This is a genomic window from Paenibacillus phytorum, assembly GCF_013141715.1.
GTDB lineage: Bacteria > Bacillota > Bacilli > Paenibacillales > NBRC-103111 > Paenibacillus_E > Paenibacillus_E phytorum.
In genome coordinates this window covers 49,510-70,569 of sequence record NZ_WHOA01000248.1, presented here as the reverse complement: position 1 = coordinate 70,569, position 21,060 = coordinate 49,510, and the positions used below count along the sequence as shown (strand labels likewise).

At 47.3% G+C, this 21,060-nt stretch carries 15 protein-coding genes; 13 read left to right on the top strand and 2 right to left on the bottom strand.

The genetic code is table 11. From position 1 onward, the window contains the following. Positions 1-137 precede the first annotated feature (137 nt). Positions 138-941 (bottom strand): helix-turn-helix domain-containing protein, encoded by an 804-nt coding sequence (locus GC098_RS37470; protein ID WP_171649410.1) that lies wholly within the window; start codon positions 939-941, stop codon positions 138-140. Between the two features lie 206 nt (positions 942-1,147). On the opposite strand from GC098_RS37470, the gene GC098_RS37465 reads away from it, so the two are divergent. From GC098_RS37465 to GC098_RS37430, 8 genes are all read left to right on the top strand, one after another. Beyond that, entirely contained in the window at positions 1,148-1,915 is a 768-nt protein-coding gene (locus GC098_RS37465; RefSeq protein ID WP_246359200.1) for a sugar phosphate isomerase/epimerase family protein, read from the top strand. A 94-nt stretch (positions 1,916-2,009) separates the two neighbouring features. After that, entirely contained in the window at positions 2,010-2,210 is a 201-nt protein-coding gene (locus GC098_RS37460; RefSeq protein ID WP_171649408.1) for a hypothetical protein, read from the top strand. 376 nt (positions 2,211-2,586) lie between these two features. Continuing rightward, positions 2,587-5,067, top strand: coding sequence for a hypothetical protein (locus GC098_RS37455; RefSeq protein WP_171649407.1), 2,481 nt, complete (start codon positions 2,587-2,589; stop codon positions 5,065-5,067). A 196-nt stretch (positions 5,068-5,263) separates the two neighbouring features. Beyond that, on the top strand, positions 5,264-8,728 hold the full coding sequence (locus GC098_RS41400; protein ID WP_171649406.1) for a beta-galactosidase: 3,465 nt from the start codon (positions 5,264-5,266) through the stop codon (positions 8,726-8,728). 168 nt (positions 8,729-8,896) lie between these two features. Then, a complete protein-coding gene (locus GC098_RS37445; protein ID WP_171649405.1) occupies positions 8,897-11,164 on the top strand; it encodes a helix-turn-helix domain-containing protein in 2,268 nt (755 codons plus the stop codon). 159 nt (positions 11,165-11,323) lie between these two features. Beyond that, a complete protein-coding gene (locus GC098_RS37440) occupies positions 11,324-12,232 on the top strand; it encodes an ABC transporter permease (RefSeq protein WP_246359198.1) in 909 nt (302 codons plus the stop codon). A gap of 14 nt (positions 12,233-12,246) precedes the next feature. Then, positions 12,247-13,143: a carbohydrate ABC transporter permease gene (locus GC098_RS37435; protein WP_171649403.1), complete on the top strand. Its 897-nt coding sequence runs from the start codon at positions 12,247-12,249 to the stop codon at positions 13,141-13,143. Positions 13,144-13,172: 29 nt separating this feature from the next. Continuing rightward, on the top strand, positions 13,173-14,783 hold the full coding sequence (locus GC098_RS37430) for an extracellular solute-binding protein (RefSeq protein ID WP_171649402.1): 1,611 nt from the start codon (positions 13,173-13,175) through the stop codon (positions 14,781-14,783). Positions 14,784-15,027: 244 nt separating this feature from the next. On the opposite strand, the gene GC098_RS37425 is transcribed toward GC098_RS37430, so the two are convergent. Further along, entirely contained in the window at positions 15,028-15,666 is a 639-nt protein-coding gene (locus GC098_RS37425; RefSeq protein WP_171649401.1) for a GntR family transcriptional regulator, read from the bottom strand. Positions 15,667-15,855: 189 nt separating this feature from the next. Here GC098_RS37425 and GC098_RS37420 point away from each other — a divergent pair, with 189 nt between their 5' ends. Genes GC098_RS37420 through GC098_RS37400 form a run of 5 tightly spaced genes read left to right on the top strand, consistent with a single transcriptional unit; the run spans position 15,856 to position 20,909 of the window. After that, entirely contained in the window at positions 15,856-16,833 is a 978-nt protein-coding gene (locus GC098_RS37420) for a tyrosine-protein phosphatase (RefSeq protein ID WP_171649400.1), read from the top strand. A 35-nt stretch (positions 16,834-16,868) separates the two neighbouring features. Beyond that, positions 16,869-17,744 carry a carbohydrate ABC transporter permease gene (locus GC098_RS37415; RefSeq protein ID WP_171649399.1) on the top strand — a complete coding sequence of 292 codons (876 nt, stop codon included), beginning with the start codon at positions 16,869-16,871 and terminating at the stop codon, positions 17,742-17,744. A 20-nt stretch (positions 17,745-17,764) separates the two neighbouring features. Beyond that, complete coding sequence (locus tag GC098_RS37410; protein ID WP_171649398.1) at positions 17,765-18,598, top strand: carbohydrate ABC transporter permease; 834 nt, start codon at positions 17,765-17,767, stop codon at positions 18,596-18,598. Between the two features lie 28 nt (positions 18,599-18,626). Then, on the top strand, positions 18,627-19,934 hold the full coding sequence (locus GC098_RS37405) for an ABC transporter substrate-binding protein (RefSeq protein WP_171649397.1): 1,308 nt from the start codon (positions 18,627-18,629) through the stop codon (positions 19,932-19,934). A gap of 30 nt (positions 19,935-19,964) precedes the next feature. Then, positions 19,965-20,909 carry a metallophosphoesterase family protein gene (locus GC098_RS37400; RefSeq protein ID WP_171649396.1) on the top strand — a complete coding sequence of 315 codons (945 nt, stop codon included), beginning with the start codon at positions 19,965-19,967 and terminating at the stop codon, positions 20,907-20,909. Positions 20,910-21,060: the final 151 nt, after the last annotated feature.

Genomic DNA, 21,060 nt, shown 5'->3' with positions numbered 1-21,060 from the left:
AATGAAAAAGGGAAACAGCAGGAGATGGATTCCTGTTATTTCCCTTTTTTAATTCCATTTTACAGAGGGGGAGATAAGATCCCTGAAGCAGAATCAAGCGTTTCTATCCCGACTTATATTTCGATTTAAATCACAAATTAGTATGGGGAATTTGTCCTCATAAGTTTGTTATATTGACTTGGTGACATGCCGAATCTGGACTTGAACAATCGGTTGAAATGCGTATAGTTGGAAAACCCGCATAAATAAGCGACCTCGTGCAAGGTCACTCCCTCGTTCAGCATCCGTTCTTTCGCCATCGACAGCCGAACTTCTATTGCGTAGTCCATAATCGATTGATTCAAGGTCTCCTTGAAAAGCTGGGACGCTCTTGAGACGCTTAGACCTACGGAAGCTGATATGTCCTTCAAGGTCAGCCTTTCTGTCGCGTTGCGCTCGATATACAACTTGATCTGATTTGATACGGACCGCTTATATGTATTGGCATGTTCTCCCGATTGGCTTATTCGCTGAATATGCAGCATAAGCACACGCGACAAATACTCCAGGATTAATGGACTGGAATCCTTCACTCTTCTATTCTCGTAGACCAACTGCTTCCAAATCGAGGAAAGCGCTTCATCCATACCAATATTGATCAACGTTCGCTGCCCGTTAAGCTCCCACCATTGTCTGATCCAAAGCTCTTCTGAATGGATCGTAACGTAAAAATCCGCGCTTCGAGGGGGTTCGTGCTTATTGAGCGGAATCATTAAATTATAATAATCCCCAGGCTTACAAAGCAAAAGGCAACCGGGTTGAATGGAATATACAACTCCATTGACAACGGATTGACAAACTCCCTCCATTTGCAATCGAATTAAATAGAACTCTATGGCCTGATTGCGATTCGTATAATACGGACGCGTATGGATGGAGTATCCTGCAGATATCATATTCATTTCCTTCCTCCATTTCACAAGAAGATAAGTATAACCGCTATCACCAGTTTAATTCGTTTATTTCATTTGGTAAAGCAATGCTTCTCCCGTTAAAGATCATAAGATCAGGTAATAGAATCGTAAGATACGTAAAGGCGCAATTGAACCTTTTGCTTTATACTTGGTTTGACGAAATGAATTTTCAGCCAAGGAGTGATGCTGTGTTGATGAACAAGTTAGCTATTCAGTTGTACACGCTTCGCGAAGAATGCGCGCATAACTTTCCTCAAGTGCTTCGCGATCTGAAGCAATTGGGTTGGGCTGGTGTGCAAATGGCCGGTTACCACAATTACGATCCTGAGGAGCTGGCTTCGGTTATTCATGAACAGAAACTGAAAACTGCAGGACTGCACGTAGGTTTGGGCAGAATAACCGACGAACTAGACGAGTTGATTAAGGAGGCCCGCCTGTTCCGAACACGGGATATTATATGCCCGTCGATTCCTTTAGAAAGCCGTACAGAAGCTGGCTACCGTAATGTCAAACAGCTTTTGGGAGAAGCAGCAGTAAAGCTGAAGCAGCACGGACTGCGACTAAGCTATCACAACCATGCCTTTGAGTTCGAAACGGCCGTCGAAGGTGAAAGTGCTTTAGAATATTTGCTCAATCCGTCTGATGACAACCTGATTCTCGCTGAAATTGACGTCTATTGGGTTAAGAAAGCGGGCTTGGAACCTGCTGCATTTATTCAGAGATATGCGGGCCGAATGCCTATTATCCATCTGAAGGACATGTCCGATGATGATGAGCAAATATACGCGGAAATCGGAACGGGCAGTATCGATTTCCGGCCGATATTACAGTGGGGCGAAGCCAGCGGAATCGAATGGTACGTGGTCGAGCAGGACACATGCCGCCGCGATCCGATGGACTGCGTAATGACGAGCTTGACCAATCTGAAGCAGCTGCTTGCCGAACGGCAAGCTGCAAATTGAAGAAGGTTTCGTGGTGTTCACAACCTCAAAAAAATCGACAACACAGGAGAAGATCTCGAGGATTTAATTTCGATTGGGATGATCGGATTGATATGTGTCGCGGATTGAGAAGCGGGCGCTGATGAACATCATCGGGTGTTTGGATGTTGTAGATAGTGTGGAGATTTCAAACATTTTAAAGAGATTACATGCACAAGGTCGGACGATTATTTTGATTACGCATGACTTATTAATTGCTCAGCAGGCGAAGCAGATTGTGCGGTTTCGGAATGGGCGGTTGAATGAAGTTGTTTAGTGTTTATAAGACCGGAACTCCAAATAAGGGGTTCCGGTTTGTTTGTTTGTTTGTTTGTTTTGATTTATTCAAAGAAAATTTCGAAAATGAGCTGACATGAGAAAATGAACGTTCGGACGCACCATGTTGGCAAAGGAACGGACGATTTCATTGCGGACTGCCAATCGTTCTACGCAAGGTTACAAAAAAGAAAGCCAGATACGTGAGTCTAAAGCTATCGCCGCAAATAATAGAATTGTTCAAAAAATCGTTGCTGTGTTCATTGTTAAATAAACAGGGGAAATCTAAACTAATAAGCGATGAGCTATTATGCAGAGTGGACAATTCCCTCAAGTCATTTGGACTCAAGACTAAATCGTAGAGGAGAGAACTTCCTTTGAAACAACGTACACCTAAACCGCTTCGCCGGGCAACACTGGAAACAAGCTTGAAGCCGTTCTTCAGCATGGAGCAGGATCACGTCGAACAAGTATCCGGTGAAATGATACGGCAGTGGCGGCCGTTGATCGATCAGTCGGAGCATTGCTCGATGCTTCTCTGGATTGCTGACGGCAGCGAAATATTAATGTGGAACGGCGACCTGGATACCGAGATCGAGTGGGCGAAATATATCGGATTAGCTAATGAAGAATGCTTCGGCATTTCAGATCCTGACGATCCGATGCGGGCGAGACCGTATACGGATAACCCGTCGCGGATCACCTACCGAGATTTGATGAGGATTGTAGCAACGTTTAAACGATTGGCCGCTGAGCAAGGCCTGACGATGGAAGTAGGAGCAACGTTCGATCCGGGGCCTGAATTTGTCTACTCCGATTTTAAGTACAGTCTGCATCGTGAAATCAATGACGCCGCATTGGGCGGAAATTTCGTCTCCCTCCGTCCTGACTACAAGGTGATTTGCTGCTGGAGCCAGTTAAAGGGGGATAACCTCCCTTATGCAGAATTTCCGCATGGCATTCCGGAGGGCACTTCGTTTGGCCAGTTTTTGGGACGGCAAACCAGACGGTTTTTAAGCGATTTTGGATTTGATTACATTTGGTTGTCTAATGGGTTCGGTTTCTCGTATTTTCCATGGACTTATCTCGGGAGTAATTTCGACGGATCAAGCTTTAATCAAGCTGACGTTCATGAAATGAAAGCCAACATCATGTCCTTCTGGGATGATTTCAAAGCGGAATGCCCGGATTTTCGCACGGAGGTAAGGGGGACGAACTTTAGCACGGGGATCGAATTGGCCAAAGATTTTGTCCCGCTAGACGAGATGTACGCCAAAAAGGTTGTGGAGCTGCCGCCGCCTAATTCGCCGTGGGGAGCGCTGAACCGTGATTTTGGCTTGGAGATGTCCGGATATATGTCTCGAATTGCGGTGCTGCCAGGTGAGACGTTCCCATTCCGTTTCTATGCCAATGATCCTTGGTTTTGGCAAAATCCTTGGTGGGATGCCTACGATAGGGAAGCCTACGATATTTATTGCCCCATGGCCGTTGGACGGGTTAATGCTGCGGGAAGGATCGAAAATCCCGGCATCATCGAAATCCTTTCCATCGACACGGAAAAAGGGGAGTTAATTGAAGCGTGTCCGGCCGAAATCATTCCTCATTTGACCAAAGCAGTTAAGGATTTCCCGGACCAGCCGGGCATCCTGACATGGCTCTATCCGTTTCATGAATATTTCAGGCTTGTCGCCGAGCGGCAGGAGCTTGCAAGCCTCGTTTTCTTCGACGATTGGTTCGTTCGTAACGCGATCAATCAGGGACTTCCGCTTAACACAGTCATTAGCACGGAAAGCTTCAGGGCCGTTATGGATGCCGAGATCGGGTCTTTGAAAGAAACGATCTTGTTGGTATCCGCGTCCATGCTGACGCAAGAGATGATTCCGTATCTGATGAATCACTTGGAGCAGGGCGGGAAAATGCTTCTCTATGGGCCATTATCCCAGCCGGATTTGTTGGCGGCTCTGAATTTGCGTCAGGCTGAGGGGCTTGTCGGAACGTTCCGGTTGGAATCCGAACTGGCTGAAGACCAGCTGGCAGTGCCCCGCAGCCAGCTTATCAAGCATGATCCGCTTATTTCTGGGGGAGCGATTCAAGAAATCGTAGCAGATACCGCCGATCCTCACACCGTCGTGAAAGCTCGCGTTAAACAGGATGATAAGGAAAGAGCATATGCCATAGTCACCAAACGTCCCGATTGGAACGGAGGCGCAGTGGCTTGGACACGCGGCACCTTGGCGTTCGAAACGGGGGCGAATAGCCATCTGCCCGTCAGACAAAGTACGGACTACGTCGATTCTTCTATTTTCATTCGCTATCTACTGGCTGATTTGGGCTACGTCTTTTTGCAGAATCGCTATGATGAAACGACTCTCCTATACCCTGGGACGAGGTACCAGGAGTTTGCCAAACCGATCTACTGTTTTGTTTCTCGCCAAGATAACGCCTATTGGTTCAGTGGCTATAAGCAGGATGCGACGGCTACGATGCAGCTCGCCTTCCCGGATGGTGCGCCTTTGTTGATTGGACAGTCGGCGATCATTAGTGAAGGCTGCGCTACCTATACGATGGATACCTCCTTTCACCGGGAATGCCGGTTCCTTGTTAAGCAGAAAGACGCGGGCATCGTTGCATGCAAGGAAGGGCACCCGATCCGCACCCCTAAGAAAGACACGGCGCGAAGCATTGTCTTAACAGGTTTGAAGGAAGCCGATGTGACGATCCTGCCTCCAGTTGAGATGCTGCATGCGGGTAGGGTGGAGGTTTGTGCAGATCGTGTTTATCTTCCACTCGAAGACCAAGCGACGGCTAGCTGTATTCGCTTGAAAGGTATCAGCGGAACCATCGAAGTTACATGGTAGAGGGAGAGGGTGATCTGGCAGGTGGAATAAATTGGGCCTGAAGAGGACCCGCAGTGGTACAAGCGTCCGTTACCGACTTGAAAGAATCGCCCTGCCTTGCAAAAACCGCCTCCTTATTCCGCATCGCTCCGTATCGGTATACTTTACTTGCAAGTTCATTTCAACTCACAGCTATAAGAAGGAGGAATGAGAAGCAGTGAAGCCCACATGCGGATCGAAAAAGAAGACGGAGGTGAATGTAAAAATGAAAGTGCTTACAAGAGTGTTGCTGGTAACCTTGCTGTTCGGGTTGCTGTTTCCGACAAGCGCCTACCCGCAAAGTCTCCGGTACGAGGATATGCCACTTGCGAATCCCAGCTTCGAAGCAACCACTGTACTGGGGGGGCAACGTGTTCCGGTGAGTTGGACGTCATCGTTATGGGGCAGGACCACCCCAGCCGTAACGGGGGTGAGCGATGCCGATGTTTCGAGCGGAATGTATTCGTTGTACGTGATGAGCGTCGATCAAGGCTCTGCAGGTTGGACTTCCGGATTTCTAAGCGTGACCGAGGACGTCTATGAAATTAAGGGTTCTTTCAAGGCTAGGAAGACGACGGATTACTCGGGCAACGTGCCTTGGGTTTTCCTGAGCTTTTGGCAGGATGGCACGTATCTAGGGACCTCAACTGCGGCAGTGACCGCCGGTACAGCCGGCTGGTCGCCAAACTCCTTTCAAGTGAACGCGGGGCAGTTTCCATCTGGCACGAACAAAGTACGCATCAATCTAGCGACTTCCCGGGTAGGCCAATCCGGCGCTATTGCAGGCTCTGTACGGTATGACGACGTTGTGATCCAGACCGGGACCCTGTCTGATGTCATTGATATTGCGAATCCCGGTTTTGAGCAGACGTACGTCTCCCAAGGCAAGTTGCTCCCGTTAAACTGGACATCCGCACTATGGAACCGGACGATCCCGGTCGATACAGCCGTAACCGATACGGTGTATGCACAAGGAAATCATTCCTTATATATGGCAGCGGCCGACGCAGGATCGGCAGGCTGGGCTTCGCAGCCGATTGCTGTTTACGGCAGTCCTCAGTCTGTCAAACTGACATTTGACATTAAGAAATCATCCAATTATGTAGGCAATGTGGCATGGGCATTTATCAGCTTTTGGAACAATTCTACATTTATCGGTACGGCAACCGTGCCTGTCAGCGGGTTGTCGGAGGCATGGTCGGAACAATCCTTGACCTTAAAAGGAGCCCAGTTTCCGCAAGGGACGAATTACATGCGGATCAACTTAGCAACGACGAGGGGCGGGGCTTCTGGCACGTTGGGCGGCACTCTGTATTATGATAACGTGCAAATGAAAACGGTGGACGATTTTTCGCTGACGAGCAGCGCATTTGCCAATTGGTATAAACTTGGAGAAGACGTCGTGTTTAAACCGGAGAATCAATTGCTGCCGCAATCGGTACACACGGTAACGGGTACTGTATACGACGAAGAGGGTCAGGTCATCGCCCAATCGACAGTCAATCGGCAGACGATGTTGAGTGATGGCTGGAGTTGGGAGCCTGAACGGGCTGGGTATTACGAAATCGCGTTTGATTATGTCAAAACAGGCGATACGACCCCAGTGGCCCATACTGAAGCATACACCGTTACTTCGGCGAAGGGAACGGCGGGTCAATTCGTGAGGGACCGGTACGCCGTTGCCGTAGCGGACGGCGATACGAAGGCAATGTCCCAAAGGAGCCCGATGTTTGGCTTCAGCTATCAGCTTGAAGGCGAGCAAGCGGTTCAGCTGGCAGATACAATCGGTTTCAGCATGGCGAGAATTCATTCGGTTCCGTGGGGCACACAGTTCACGAATACGGCGATGGCTCTTGAGCCCTCACGCGGTACGTATAACTGGACAGCGTTCGACGCTCAAGTCGACATGCTCCGTTCGTATGGTTTCGAGCTGGCGGGCAATATTTTGTTCACCCCGCAGTGGGCTTCCTCACATCCGGAGGATGCTCAGATTTATACAGCCGTTCCGGGCTATGCTGCTTATGCACCTGCTGATATGGAGGATTTGGCTGATTTCCTGCGTGCGTTGATCGACCGTTACGGGGATCGTATAAGTAAGTGGGAAGTCTGGAATGAGCCGCATCTTCCTGGCGGAAGCATCTTCTGGCGGGATACACCGGAGAAGTTTGTGGAGCTGTTGCAAACGAGCTATGAAACGATCAAAGAGGAGCAGCCAGAATCGGAGGTTTGGATCGGCGGACTGGGAGGCCGGCGTTATCTTCCGTTCTACAGGGAACTGCTTCGTTTGGGCGCGACTAGCTATTACGACAAGCTAGCGCTCCATGGCGCCTTTCCAAATGCCGATTATTTCAAGGATTTGGATGATCAATACGAAGCAGCCTCCAAGGATTGGGTTACATCCGAAAGCCATGCCGGCTTGATCAGCTCGATCGGATTGACTGCGGTGCCTTCGGAAAAAGAGATCGCGTTCAAAATCTTGCTCGATTACTTGTATCAAATCAAGCACGGGTCAGAACAAATTGCTTATTTTGAGATAATGAACCAAGTGGAGACCGAAGCCCTAACTTTCGCGAAGGCCGACGGCTGGCATACGCATGCATCCGGCTTATTCCGCAAAAAGCCGCAAATCGAGCCAAGGCTTGGAGCCGTCGCGCTGCACCGCTTCTTGGAAACGGCCGGCCAAACGGTATCGTACCGCGGAGAGTATGCGCTGTCCAGTGTTCAAAATGCGGTATACCTCGATAACGGTGGGACGCCGCTAACTGTTCTCTGGCTTAGTGGCGAGAACGAGCAGGTCATTGATTCGCGCCTGGCAGACGCTTTTACGCCGCAAACAAAGATTAGGGATTGGACGGGACGATCATATTTGGCGGACGCTTCCTTGGTACTGAAGCCTGGACGAATGTATTATATCGAGCAGTTGGACGAAACCAAGTTAGGCGAGCTGCCTTTATCAGACGAGGTATTGCTCTCGGATTACGACAAGGTAAGGCGCAGCGCGACGATTCCAGTTGGTGCTGGTCAAGCAGGTGAGCTGTTTGATCATGAAACCGGGGAGCTGCGCACGGAGCCGATTACATGGATTGAAAACGATTGGGTGTTCGATTCGGAGACGGGGCAAACACGGCCATCCGGATTGGATGCTAAGTTCGCACTTGGCTATACGGAGGATGGCATTGATCTTACCGTCGATGTAGCAGATGCCGTTTTTGTACAAAATGAGACGGCCGGTTTGTACTGGCGGGGCGACAGCCTGCAATTCGCTATCGATACATACGGGCTGGGTGCGCCAGCGGAAGCGCGCATGGATTTTCAGGCGGCCTTGACAGCAGAGGGGCCCAGGCTTTGGAAGGAAACGACGCCTTATATCGGAGGCGATCTTCCATACAATTGGACGCAGCAGCAGCAATTCGTCCAGCATGGACAAATCCATATCGACCGTACGGGAACCCAAACGCTTTATAAGATCCATCTCGACTGGTCGGAGCTTTATCCCTATGTTCCTCAGGCGGGAGTCCCGATCTATATGTCTGTGCTCGTCAATACGAATGACGGAGCTGGGCGGATCGGCTGGCTGGAATGGGGAAGCGGGATAGGCAAATCCAAGGATCCTTCTCTCTACGGAAAAATAACGTTGAATTAATGGCCTTAGGCAGCTTATTCGGAATGATTATCTTTTTCTTGGCGGGGGCGATTCATCGCAATCGCCTTTTTTTCTTCTTTGCCCGGCCTGCTTTTACGAAATCCGGTAAAGCAATTATAATAGGATGCAGCACGGCTTTATAATGGCTTGGTTTGAAGGGGGATTATGATGGCTGCAAAAAAGGTTTTTTCCATGACGCTTGTCAAATACATACTTTCCTTTTCTTTAATTTTTTCAATTCCGCTTCTCATCATGGGTGGTCTGATGTATAAAAACATGGTTATGAATGTAAAGAAGGAAATCGAAGCTGCGAACATGGACAAGCTGCAGCAGGTTAAGGAAGCCGTCGAAGGACAGATGAAGGTACTGCAGCATATCGCCGCGAAAATTTCTTATGATCCTAGGCTTACTTCCTATATGGTGAGAAACGACATATACACAGCCAAGGAAGCCATTACAGAGCTAGACCGCTACAAAGAGAGCAGCGGCATCATCGATGATTTATTTTTATTTTTTCGGGGGGATTCCACGATCTATTCATCAAGAGGGCTGACATCCTTAGCAACATTCCTCGACCGCTATTATAAATTCGAGAACTGGGGCTCCGATACGTTTATTCAGGATATCAATGGTACGCCCAGGCCCATTATGAGACCTTCTGAGAAGGTGGAGATCAATAATTATGAAGAAAAGCGATATTTAACCTACGTTGTTCCGATTCCGTTCAATCAGGACGTTCCATTCAGCACGGTCCTGTTCATGATCAACGAAACCTTGCTAACGAATCTGTTTGAACATGTGCTGGGAGAGAAGAGCGGCAGCGTGTTCATTTTGGATGAAAATAAAAAATTATTGGCTACCAAAAGCAAAAAAACAAGCTTAGTCTTCCGTGAAGTGGCAGATTCCTTGCACAATATCCAGGATACTGGCGTATACAATTTCCACATCAACGGAGAAGAGCAGTCGGTCGTATACCTTAGGTCGGAGTTGAATGGATGGTCTTACGTAGTGTCCATGCCGACGTCTCAATTTCTAGCCCGAGTCGTGGAAACGAAAACCTTGCTGTTTTATGTGCTGTTGTCTCTGACATCCGTCGGTTTGACGCTTATCATACTGTTGTCCATTAGGCAGTACAAACCGATTCGCGGTTTGATGCAGTATATTCAGCTTAATTGGTCTGGCGAAGCGGGGAAGTCGACAAAAAACGAGCTGGAGCTTATTCACGATACGCTCGTTACCACGTTCGATAGCAATCAGCAGTTAAGGGAGCAGGTCGACGCGCAGCTTCCTGTATTACGCGAGCGTTTCCTGACGGATCTGTTGAAGGGCAGCTTCAAAAGCAAGGAGGAGCTTCAGAAAAATCCGTTTTATCAGGAATTTATAGCGAGCGATTCCTCTTATATCGTCATGCTGCTTGCGATGGAGAAGGAGCGGGGAGAAGACGGTCAGCGGGCAGTATTTACTGGATCGACACAGCTTTCTTTTGCGGGCGGAGAAGCCTATGCGGTGGAGCTTATACATGAAGGCGCACTAGCGCTTGTTGTCGTCATGAACGAGGGAAATGACATACATCATAAAGTCCAGAGCTTTGCAAAGGAACTACATAAGTCGCTTGAGGACAAGCAAGGTGTACAGGCGACAATAGGAATCGGAACGCCATGCGCCGAGCCAGAACAAATCGGCATTTCCTTTATCGAAGCTTCCGCTGCGATGGAGTACAAAATGAAAGCGGGAGTCGGCAGCATTATCTTTTTCGAGGACATCATGGCGCTGCAGGAGCATGCCTTTTATTATTCTGTCGAGGAACAGGTCCGATTCATGCAGAGCTTGAAGCAGGGGAACGAAACGGTCGCACAGGAAGCGCTTGCGGCCATGCTTCAGAGCATATATGACAAATCAGTATCCATCCTACTCGTCCGCTGTATGTGTTTTGACATCATCAATGCGGTATTCAAGACGATCAGCCAAATGAACGTAGGCGATTACTCGCATCGGATCAGAGGCTTGCTTGAATTTCAATCCCTGCAGGAGCTCGAAAACAGACTGACGGAATTAGTCTCCGAAATTTGCGGCGCGGTACAATCCTTGAATGAAAACAAAAATATGGCTTTGCGTGACGATATCGTTCAGTTCGTCCATGAGCATTTTCGAAATTATGATCTGGGCCTAGATCAGGTGGCCGTACGATTCCATCTATCCGCTTCATCGCTAAGTCGATATTTCAAGGAGCAAATGGGCTCGAATTTTACGGAGTACATATCGGATTTGAGAATTGAGGAAGTGAAGCGCGAGCTGCTGCAAACCAATAAATCCATTCAGGCAATCATTCAGGATGTCGGCTATGAGGATATTTCGCAGTTTCGCAGGAAATTCAAGAAGCTGGAGGGGGTAACGCCAGCACAATATCGCAGTTTATATGCCAAAAACTCGCAGTAAATCAAGGAAACAAATGTCGCCCCCCTTGCAAAAACCGCCTTCTTTACGGGTAAGCTCGCTCCGGTTAGATTTAAGCCTATCAGAGCGGAAAGGAGGTGCAAGTCAAACATGGGAAAGGTCATTGCGGATCATGTGATTACGCCGACAACAAGAGTAAAAATGAAATCCAAATCCATGAAGCGCATATGGAAAAACTGGGAGCTTTATGTATTCGCCTTACCCGCAATCGCTTACTTTATTATTTTTCACTATATTCCTTTATACGGAATTCAAATCGCGTTCAAGGATTTCACAGCAGTAAAAGGGATTTGGGGAAGCGAGTGGGTAGGCCTCGAACATTTCCGGCACTTCTTCGCCAGCTATTATTTTTGGTCACTCATCCGAAATACGATCGGCATCAGCCTGTACGAGCTGGCGGTAGGGTTTCCAATACCGATCATTCTTGCGCTCGCGATGAACGAGCTGAAGAATGGTTTTTTCAAGAAGCTTGTGCAGACGGTGACCTATATGCCGCACTTCATATCGGTCGTAGTTATGGCAGGTATTATTATTTCTTTCTTATCGCCGACTACAGGCATTATCAATCAAGTGATGAAGGTCCTCGGTGGAGAGCCAATCGCTTTTTTGATGGAGCCGGGATGGTTTAAAACGATTTTTGTCCTTTCTGGCGTATGGCAGAACATGGGCTGGGGGACGATCATTTATCTGGCGGCACTTGCGGGGATTGATCCCCAGCAGCATGAGGCAGCCGTAATCGACGGGGCTAATCGCTTGCAGCGCGTTCGGCACATTAACATTCCGGGCATTATGCCCACTATTATCATTTTACTTATTTTAAACGTAGGAAGCTTTATGGCTGTAGGCTTCGAGAAAGTGTTTTTGCTGCAAAATCCAATCAATATGGAGTCTTCGGATGTCATTTCGACCTTCGTTTACCGCAGCGGATTGCTCCAAGGGCAGTACAGCTTCTCGGCGGCGGTGGGCTTATTCAATGCGATAATCAATTTCGTGCTGCTGATGACCGTGAATAAAATCGCGAAAAGGACAAGCCAGACGAGCTTGTGGTGAAAAGAGGGTAGGCAATGATTCGAGATTCGTGGACGGACGTATTATTCACGGTTTGCAATAAGCTGTTTTTGGCTATCGTTTTACTTTTGGTTTGTTATCCTTTGATCTATATCATCAGCGCTTCCATCAGCGACCCGATTCTGGTCAACCAGGGCAAGCTGTGGCTGTGGCCGCAGGGAATCACGTTCGAAGGCTTCGAGCGGGTGTTTCATAACAAGGAGTTGTGGGTAGGCTATCGAAACACGATCCTGTACACCATTATTGGAACCGCTATCAATTTGCTTGTGACGCTGCCATGCGCATATGCGCTTTCCCGGGGGGATATGGTGGGGCGCAATGCGATCATGGCCGCTTTCGTCTTTACGATGTTTTTCGGCGGGGGTTTGATCCCGACCTATTTGCTGATCAAGAACCTCGGGATGATTAACACAGTTTGGGCTTTGCTGATCCCGAACGCAGCGACGATCTGGAATATCATTGTATGTAGAACATTTTTTCAGATGAATATTCCCAAAGAGCTTCAGGAATCAGCGGAAATAGACGGATGCTCCAATACACGCTTATTCGTGCGCATCGTACTGCCCTTATCGGCTCCTATTATAGCTGTAATGGCCTTATTTTATGGTGTCGGGCACTGGAATGCTTTCTTCAATGCCTTGATCTATTTATCCGATCGGACCTTGTTTCCACTGCAATTAATTCTCAAAGAAATATTAGTCCAACAGCAGGTCAGCACGGATATGATGACAGGCGGGGGCGGAGATCTCGATGCGCTGGCGGTTCAGGCGCGAATTGCGGAAATCGTCAAATATGCAGTTATTATGGTTTCGACGCTGCCAGTTATTATCGTATATCCATTTGTTCAACGGTATTTCGTGAAGGGCGTTCTGATCGGATCGATTAAAGGATAATCCAATGATGAATAAATAGGGGGATCTTCATGCAAAAACATGTCATGATCGGTTTGTCACTGACGTTAGTTGGTACACTGCTAACAGCTTGCTCCAAGGAACAGGTGGCTCCTACGGGCGAAGGAAATCAAGGGAAGGCTAGTGCGCCTGTCAATTTGAATGCCTCGGGTTTTCCCGTGGTCAAAGAGAAAATTACCTTAAATCTGCTTGGCTCCAAAGCGGCTATTCAAGGCTCGTGGGATCAACTGCAATTTTTTCAGGAAATGGAAAAATTGACGAACATCGGCTTCAAATTCGACACGCCGTCGTCGGACAGCTATAACGAGAAGAAAAATCTGGCATTCGCGAGCGGGGAAGTCCCCGATCTGTTTTTCGGAGGCAATCTCACCGTTAATGACGAAATTACTTACGGCGGGCAGGGCGTGCTTATTCCGCTTGAAAGCTTGATCGAGAAATATGCGCCAAACGTCAAGAAGCTGATCGATACGAATCCGGATTTGAAGCGCTCGATCACGACGATCGACGGGCATATTTATGCGCTGCCGCAAATCAACAACGTGCCCAGGGATCAGGCGTTGGCGAAGCTGTGGCTGAATAAGCAATGGCTGAGCAACTTAGGCCTGCAGCCTCCGACGACGATCGACGGCCTGTATCAGGTGTTGAAAGACTTCAAAGATAAGGACCCGAATAAGAACGGCAAAGCGGACGAAATCCCGCTGTCTTTCGATAAAGCGACGCTTCCGATGCTGCGGATAAGCCTGTTAAGCTCGTTTGGCTTTGTCAACAACAGAGTCGATGTCATTCAGGACAAAGTCGTCTATGTAGCCGTTCAGGAAGGGTATAAGCAATACCTTACCTTTATGAACAAGCTGACGAAGGATAAGTTGTTGGACGAGGAAGCTTTTACGCAGACGAATCAGCAGATGGTGGCAAAAGGAAACGGTGGGAGGATCGGGGTTTTCTCCAATGCTGGGGCGTATCTCGTCTCCACGGTAGAAGACAGCTATAATTATATGGCGCTGCCACCGCTCACGAGCAGCACGAACTCGACCAAGATGTGGCCGAAGAGCCCCGGTATCACCCGAGGAACATTCGCGATTACGAATAAGAATAAACATCAGGAAGCGACGATGCGATGGGTCGATTACTTGTATTCCCCGGAGGGCGGTGCGTTCGCTTCTCAAGGACTGGAGGGCGTCGGCTGGAAGTGGAGCGATGCCGGCAAGACGAAATGGAGCAAAATTCTCCCGGAAGGATACAAGAACACGGAAGAATTCCGCGGTGGTAAAATAACCCCAAGCGCCGGCACTGTGCTTCCGGGCATCGTCGATTCGGACTTTATTTTAAAGCTTGACCTGGCGCACGTATCCAATCTGGACAAAGAAGTGAAGCAGTCCTACACGCCTTACCTAAGAAACGGCTATCCGTCGGTTTACTTTACGCAGGAGGAGCAGAAGCGTCTGTCCACGCTCGAAGCTGATTTGAATACGTATATCGATCAGATGGAAGCGAAATTCATTTTAGGAAACGAGCCGCTGCAGAACTGGGATAAGTATGTAGATACGATTAAGAAAATGAAAATGGACGAAGCAGTTGGCATCTATCAGGCGGCCTATGACCGTTGGAAACAAGTAAAATAACTCGATTTCTAATTCTCCCCCAAGCACAACTGTAACTTTTAGACGGATGAACCTGGCCAACGGGTATGCAATCCTTCAAAGTGATGGTAGAACAAATAAAGGGGAGTGGAAGAGTGAAATTCGACGTTAGAATCTAAAGTTAACGTATCCGTGGATGTAGCAAATTATTTTGGTAAATAGCCCACACAAAAAGCACCGCGATTCACGCGATGCTTTTTGTGTGGGCTATAATGTTAAACTCTTCTCACTCCAGCATAGTCCTACCTCTCAAGCGGTCAAAGGCATCGATAAATATCCGTTTTGCCTCCTCGATATGTCCTAATCGAATGGCTTTAAACGCCGACTCGTTAATTTGGTTCGCTGAATAGTGCTCCAGATGAGGAGTTTGTGTCCAATGAGCGACTGACTTCATGATCATTTTATCACGAATTGAATCCATGGTTTGCAGCATCGCTTCATTATTACAGGCGGAAATGACCGCTCGTCGAAACAGAAGGGAGTATTCTATATATTTACGATAATCGTTAGTCTTGCTGGCTTGTATTTGCTGATTCAACAAATCTTCTAATAATTCCACAGGAAAAGAATAACCTCGTAAGACTACTTGATCCAATGTATGCGTTAGCATGGAGAGCACGACCTCATACATATCGATGACTTCTTTATATGAAATTTCTTTCACTTGAATACCGCGTTTTTGGAAGGAGACGATTAATCCTTCGGACTCCAAATGGGATAGAGCGGAGCGAATAGGAGTGCGGCTCATATTCAATATGTTTGCTAGTTCATTCTCGGATAGCATGGTACCAGGTAAGTATTCGCAGTTAACGATCTTCTCTCGAATTAATTGATAGGCGATAGACTCTAGTGATTTTTTGGACATGAAAAATTCCTCTTTCCTTCGCGGCTATTGAAATTGTACACCGCAGGGTTCCCCTTTTGCAACTGAAATGGATAGGTCTTCCTTTCTTCATATTTTCTTTAATTAGAGTTAACACCTGTTTTACAAATAGCATGTATAGTTACATGTATACAACGTTGTACACATATAAAAGAGGAGTTAAATTTATTCATGGAAAACCCATTCTTACAAGTGCAACTCGATCGAATCGATAACAAAAAGCTGAAACTATCTTGGCGAAGCACCCAAGAACTCGGACGCGTGGAAGTATTTTGGAGCCCGTCACCGGAACATTTTCAACAACTGGGTTCAAAGTTAACGGATGAATCTGCTTTAGCGGCATCGCTGGTTTTTCAAGATCCGAATCCCGGACAAAGAACGTACTACCATCTGAAGTCTCAGCATGGTGCGGTTCGCACGGTAGCGGAACGCCGTTTGCCGCTTGATGGAATGGCTAATCTTCGCGATTTAGGGGGTTATAGGACGGAAGACGGACGCTATACCAAATGGGGTTTGTTATTTCGTTCGGAACAATGCATCCCCTCTGAATTAACAGAGCGCGATCACGTTTATTTGAAGCAATGCGGCATTCAATTGATCTGCGATTATCGAGGTGATGAAGTAGAAAGTATGTTCTCCTATCCGGAATGGGGTAACGTTCGCAGAGTCCGCATCCCAATCGTTACCACCGAATCACTTGAACCCAGTGAAAGATTGATTCTGGCAAACAGAAATTATGTCTTAAATCATACAAAGGAGTTTGCCACCTTGTTCCAACAGCTCCTCAGTGAGAGAGGAGTTCCTGTCGTACAGCATTGTGTTGCCGGGAAAGACCGTACAGGGTTCGGTTCTGCCATTTTATTGATGGCGTTAGGCGTGCCGGAACAGACGATTATGGAAGATTATCTGCTGACAAATCTATATAAAGATAGCCTGTATAAGAAGCTGATCCGTACCGTACAGCCGAATCTAACAAACCAAGACGACTCGCTTATGTTTCTTTTTGAGGTTCGTCCCGAATATTTGCAAGCAGCTTTCGATGAGATTCACCTTCAATATGGAACGATAGAAGGATTCCTGGAGAAGGGGCTTGGTTTAACGGCCGTTAAGAAGCAAAATCTTCGAAATTTGTTGTTGACCCATGAATAATAGGTCCCTTGGGGCGAAAATAGAGGAGGGGTCGGATGTCCTTTCGTAAGATAGACTTCACTGCATATTTATGCTTACTACCGGCTTTAATAGGAAGTCTCGCATTTACCGTTTATCCGGTTTTTTATGTGTTATATCTCAGTCTGCATCAGGTGGATTTGTTAAGCGGAACCTCGACATTCGTTTCGATTGACAATTATGTGCGATTGTTTGGCTCAGAGGATTTTTTACAGATGCTGGGCAATACATTTATCTACATGACGTTTACAGTCGTTATATCCTGCAGCTTATCGCTGGTATTGGCCGTGATGTTGGACCGTCCGGGTTGGTTCCATAGCTTCATTCAAACGGCAGTATTTTCACCCCACATTATTCCACTTGTGTCCGTCTCTTTGCTCTGGCAATGGTTAATGGACAAAGACGCCGGACTGCTCAATATGGGGCTGCAATCGTTAGGACTGCCTAAATTGCTTTGGATCGATAGTCCGGACACAGCGCTGATGTCACTTATTTTAGTGGCCATCTGGAAAAGTCTAGGCTTCAACATTATTCTGATCATTGCTGGAATGCGTTCCATTCCTCGTGAAACGTTGGAGGCGGCACGTCTCGAAAATGGGGGTCCCTTCATTATGTTCTATAAAATTATCATTCCTCAGCTGTCGCCTACGATCTTTTTTATGCTCACTGTGAATATTATCGGTTCGTTTCAGGTGTTCGACTCCGTCAAGGTGATGACTGGGGGAGGACCAGGCAATTCCTCCAATGTCTTGGTGCACTGGATTTACCAAACTGGCTTCGAATTTTATCGATTCGGGGATGCTTCGGCAGGAGCTGTCGTCTTGTTTGTACTAGTTTCGACGATAACCTTTTTGAATTTCGGGATATTGCATTCGAAAGTCCATTACCAATAAAAGATGCGAGGTGAATCAAGTTGAATGATGCCACAGTGAAAAGGGGCACTGCTCGGTGGATTATTATGCCGATATTGCTGGCGTTGGGTCTGATTTATATTTTTCCATTGAACTGGATGGTGATCACAGCGTTCAAAACAATTCCCGAGACCGTGGCGTTTCCACCTACCTGGCTGCCAAGGGAATGGATGGTTAAAAATTTCGCTGACGTCTGGCGGACAGGCCCCTTCGATCGATATGCCCTTAATAGTTTTTTTGTCTCTGTAGGGATTGTCCTAATGGAATTAATCGTTTCTATTTCTGCTGCTTATACGTTTGCTAAGAAACGGGTTCCTGGCTCGAAAGTGATGTATGCTTTGATTTTGTCCGGGATGATGATTCCGATGCAGGTTACGGTTGTACCGACCTATTTATTGCTCAGCAAGCTGGGATGGATCAATACTTACGCGGCGCTGATCGTGCCCTTCCTCTCTTCGTCGATGGCCATATTTCTACTGACGGAATCGTTCAAACAAATTCCGAACGAGCTATTGGAAGCGGCCAAAATCGACCGGGCACCGGAGTGGCGAATCGTATGGAGCATAGTGCTGCCTTATGCAAAACCAACCCTGGTTACAATCGCCTTACTAGTATTTATTGCTCACTGGAACGATCTATTCTGGGTGCTGGTTATGACGAGCAGCGAAAATCTCCAAACGCTAACCGCAGGAATTATGAAATTAAAAGACGCCGACGGACTGCAATGGAATACTTTAATGGCCGGTAATGTGCTGCTTGTCGCACCGATATTATTGCTATATATTGCGGCAAATCAACAAATCAAATCCGCTTTTACTCATGGCGGCTTGAAATAATAAATGGATCTAGGAGAGGAATGAAAAAATGATGAAAAAGTTGTCGATTCTCTGTCTTGCCATCGTCATGGTATGTCTAACTGCTTGTGCACAAGGAAATTCAAGCACGTCGAGTATTCAAGTTAGTCCAAAGCCAGCAGTAGGGAATAAGGTGACAATCGAGTTCTGGTATTCCCAGCAGACCGTTATCGGCAACCAGTTACAGAAGCTTGTGGATAGCTTCAATAGCAGTCAGCAGGGCATTGAAGTAAAGGGTGTCAATCTTTCTGATGCGGGGGCCTTGTCCACCAAGCTCCAGGCTTCCATTGTAGCCGGGAACCAACCTGCTCTTGCAATGCTCGCTACGACCCAAACCGGGGAGTATGCTTTGGCGAACACGTTGGAGGATTTGAACAAGTATTTTAAGAAAAACGAACTGGACCAAATTCATGAAGGTCTCTTCGGGAACGCACTGATTGGCGATAAGCTGGCTGGAATCCCTTATAACCGCAGCACGATGGTGATGTATTATAATAAAGACATGCTTCGTAAGGCCGGTTTGAATGAAGAAGGACCAAAAACCTGGGAGGAACTGCGTCAGTTTTCCACTAAATTATCCGACAAGAACACAGGTAATTACGGGTTCCAGATGCCGATGGATGTCATTTTATTCGAAACGAGCGTTTTGCAGCAGGGAGGTAAGATGTTCTCAGACGACCATAAGAAGGTAGCATTCGACAGTACTTCTGGTATCGATGTCATTAAGTATTATCAGGATATGGTCAAAAACGGTTACATGAAGGTGCCGGCAGGAACGGGAACGGCTTCCTATACGTCCGCGCATAATGATTTCTTAAACCAGAAAACAGCGATGATTGTCTCGACTTCCGCAGTGACGACGACAATGTTGGAATCGGCTAAGGACAAGTTCGAGCTAGGCGTCGCCATGCTGCCTGCAGGTACCCAATATGGTGCTTCGACGAACGGATATAACCTGACTGTGCTAGCCAAGGCGCCGGAAGACCAAAAGAAGGCCTCGGTCGAATTCATCAAATATTTGCTGCAAAAAGACAACGCAGCTCAAATGAGCGCAGGAACTGGATATATCCCGAATACGAAAGAAGCCGTCGATTCCGAGCAAATCAAACAGCTCTGGACCAAAACCCCTCAATACCGCACAGCCTACGAACAGCTTAAATATGCGAAGGCAAGACCCGTCATGAAGGGCTACACAGAAATTGCTAACAAAATTCAGGATGAATTTAAAAAAGCGCTTATGGACCCTTCGATTGCACCCGATCAAGCGATCAAGTCTATGGCCTCACAAGTACAACAAATCATTGACTCGAAACCATAAGGTGTTATCGAAAGAGAGGAGTTAATGCGGATGAAAGAGTATTATGATCAGGAACGGTTTAGGACCGATAAGCGGCCTTGGCATGGGGAATTTAACGAACTCACCCAAAAGAAATCGTTCAAATTCGCTGTAATCGGCGATCGCACGGGCTTTGCATTGGAGGGTGAATTTGAGGGTGCACTAGACATGGTGAAGCAGCTTGCTCCCGATTTCGTTCTCTCCGTGGGAGATCTAATTGAGGGCTACAGGTCGGATAAAAATACGGCACATCAGGAATGGGATGAGATCGACCGGCATATTGAGCAGCTTCGTCTTCCGTTTTTCCGCGCCATCGGCAATCATGACTGTGGCAGCGAATTGATGATGGATGTGTGGAGGGAACGTTACGGCCTAGAGTATTATGCTTTTCGCTACGCGAATATGCTATTTCTGATAGTCAATACGGAAGACCCCCCTGTTCCAATCGCAGATAAGTATGTTTCCATCATGAGAGACTTGGAGCAGCTCGTCCAACATGATCCAGTAAATGGGGAAGCTGAAATTCAAGCTTTCTTTGCTCAGCTTATAGAACCGGTTGATGCTGAGCAGGAAGCTGGTGGAAACACTTCACATATCGATGAACGACAGTTTGAGTTTATTCATCAAATGCTGGAGCAACATATCGATGTAGATTGGACGTTCGTTATTATGCACAGACCGTTATGGAAAACCAATGATCCGAATTACAGTCGGTTGGACTCTCTATTGAAGGATCGCAGGCATACAGTGTTTGCAGGGCATTTGCACGATCTTGAGGTCACAGGAAGCCAAGAAAGCTATCGGATTCAAATGGGTAGAACAGGCGCCTGCAAGCATCGGGAGCATCTGCATGATTTTCAACACATTCTCTGGGTACATGTAGAGGATGGAACTCCAAGCTTTCAAGTCATAAAACTGGAACAGCTTTCGACATTGGAGTCTTTTAGGAAAGCATGAAAAGGCTTGCTGAACAGCGTTGGATTTGTGGCGCAGCGATTCCGCTCATTGGCAGCCTTTTGCATTGCAGTGGTCGAAATCGTACAAGCAGGAAGTCAAAAACGGAGTAGTGATTCTGCGGTCCAGTCACTATAATAAATATATTATTCAA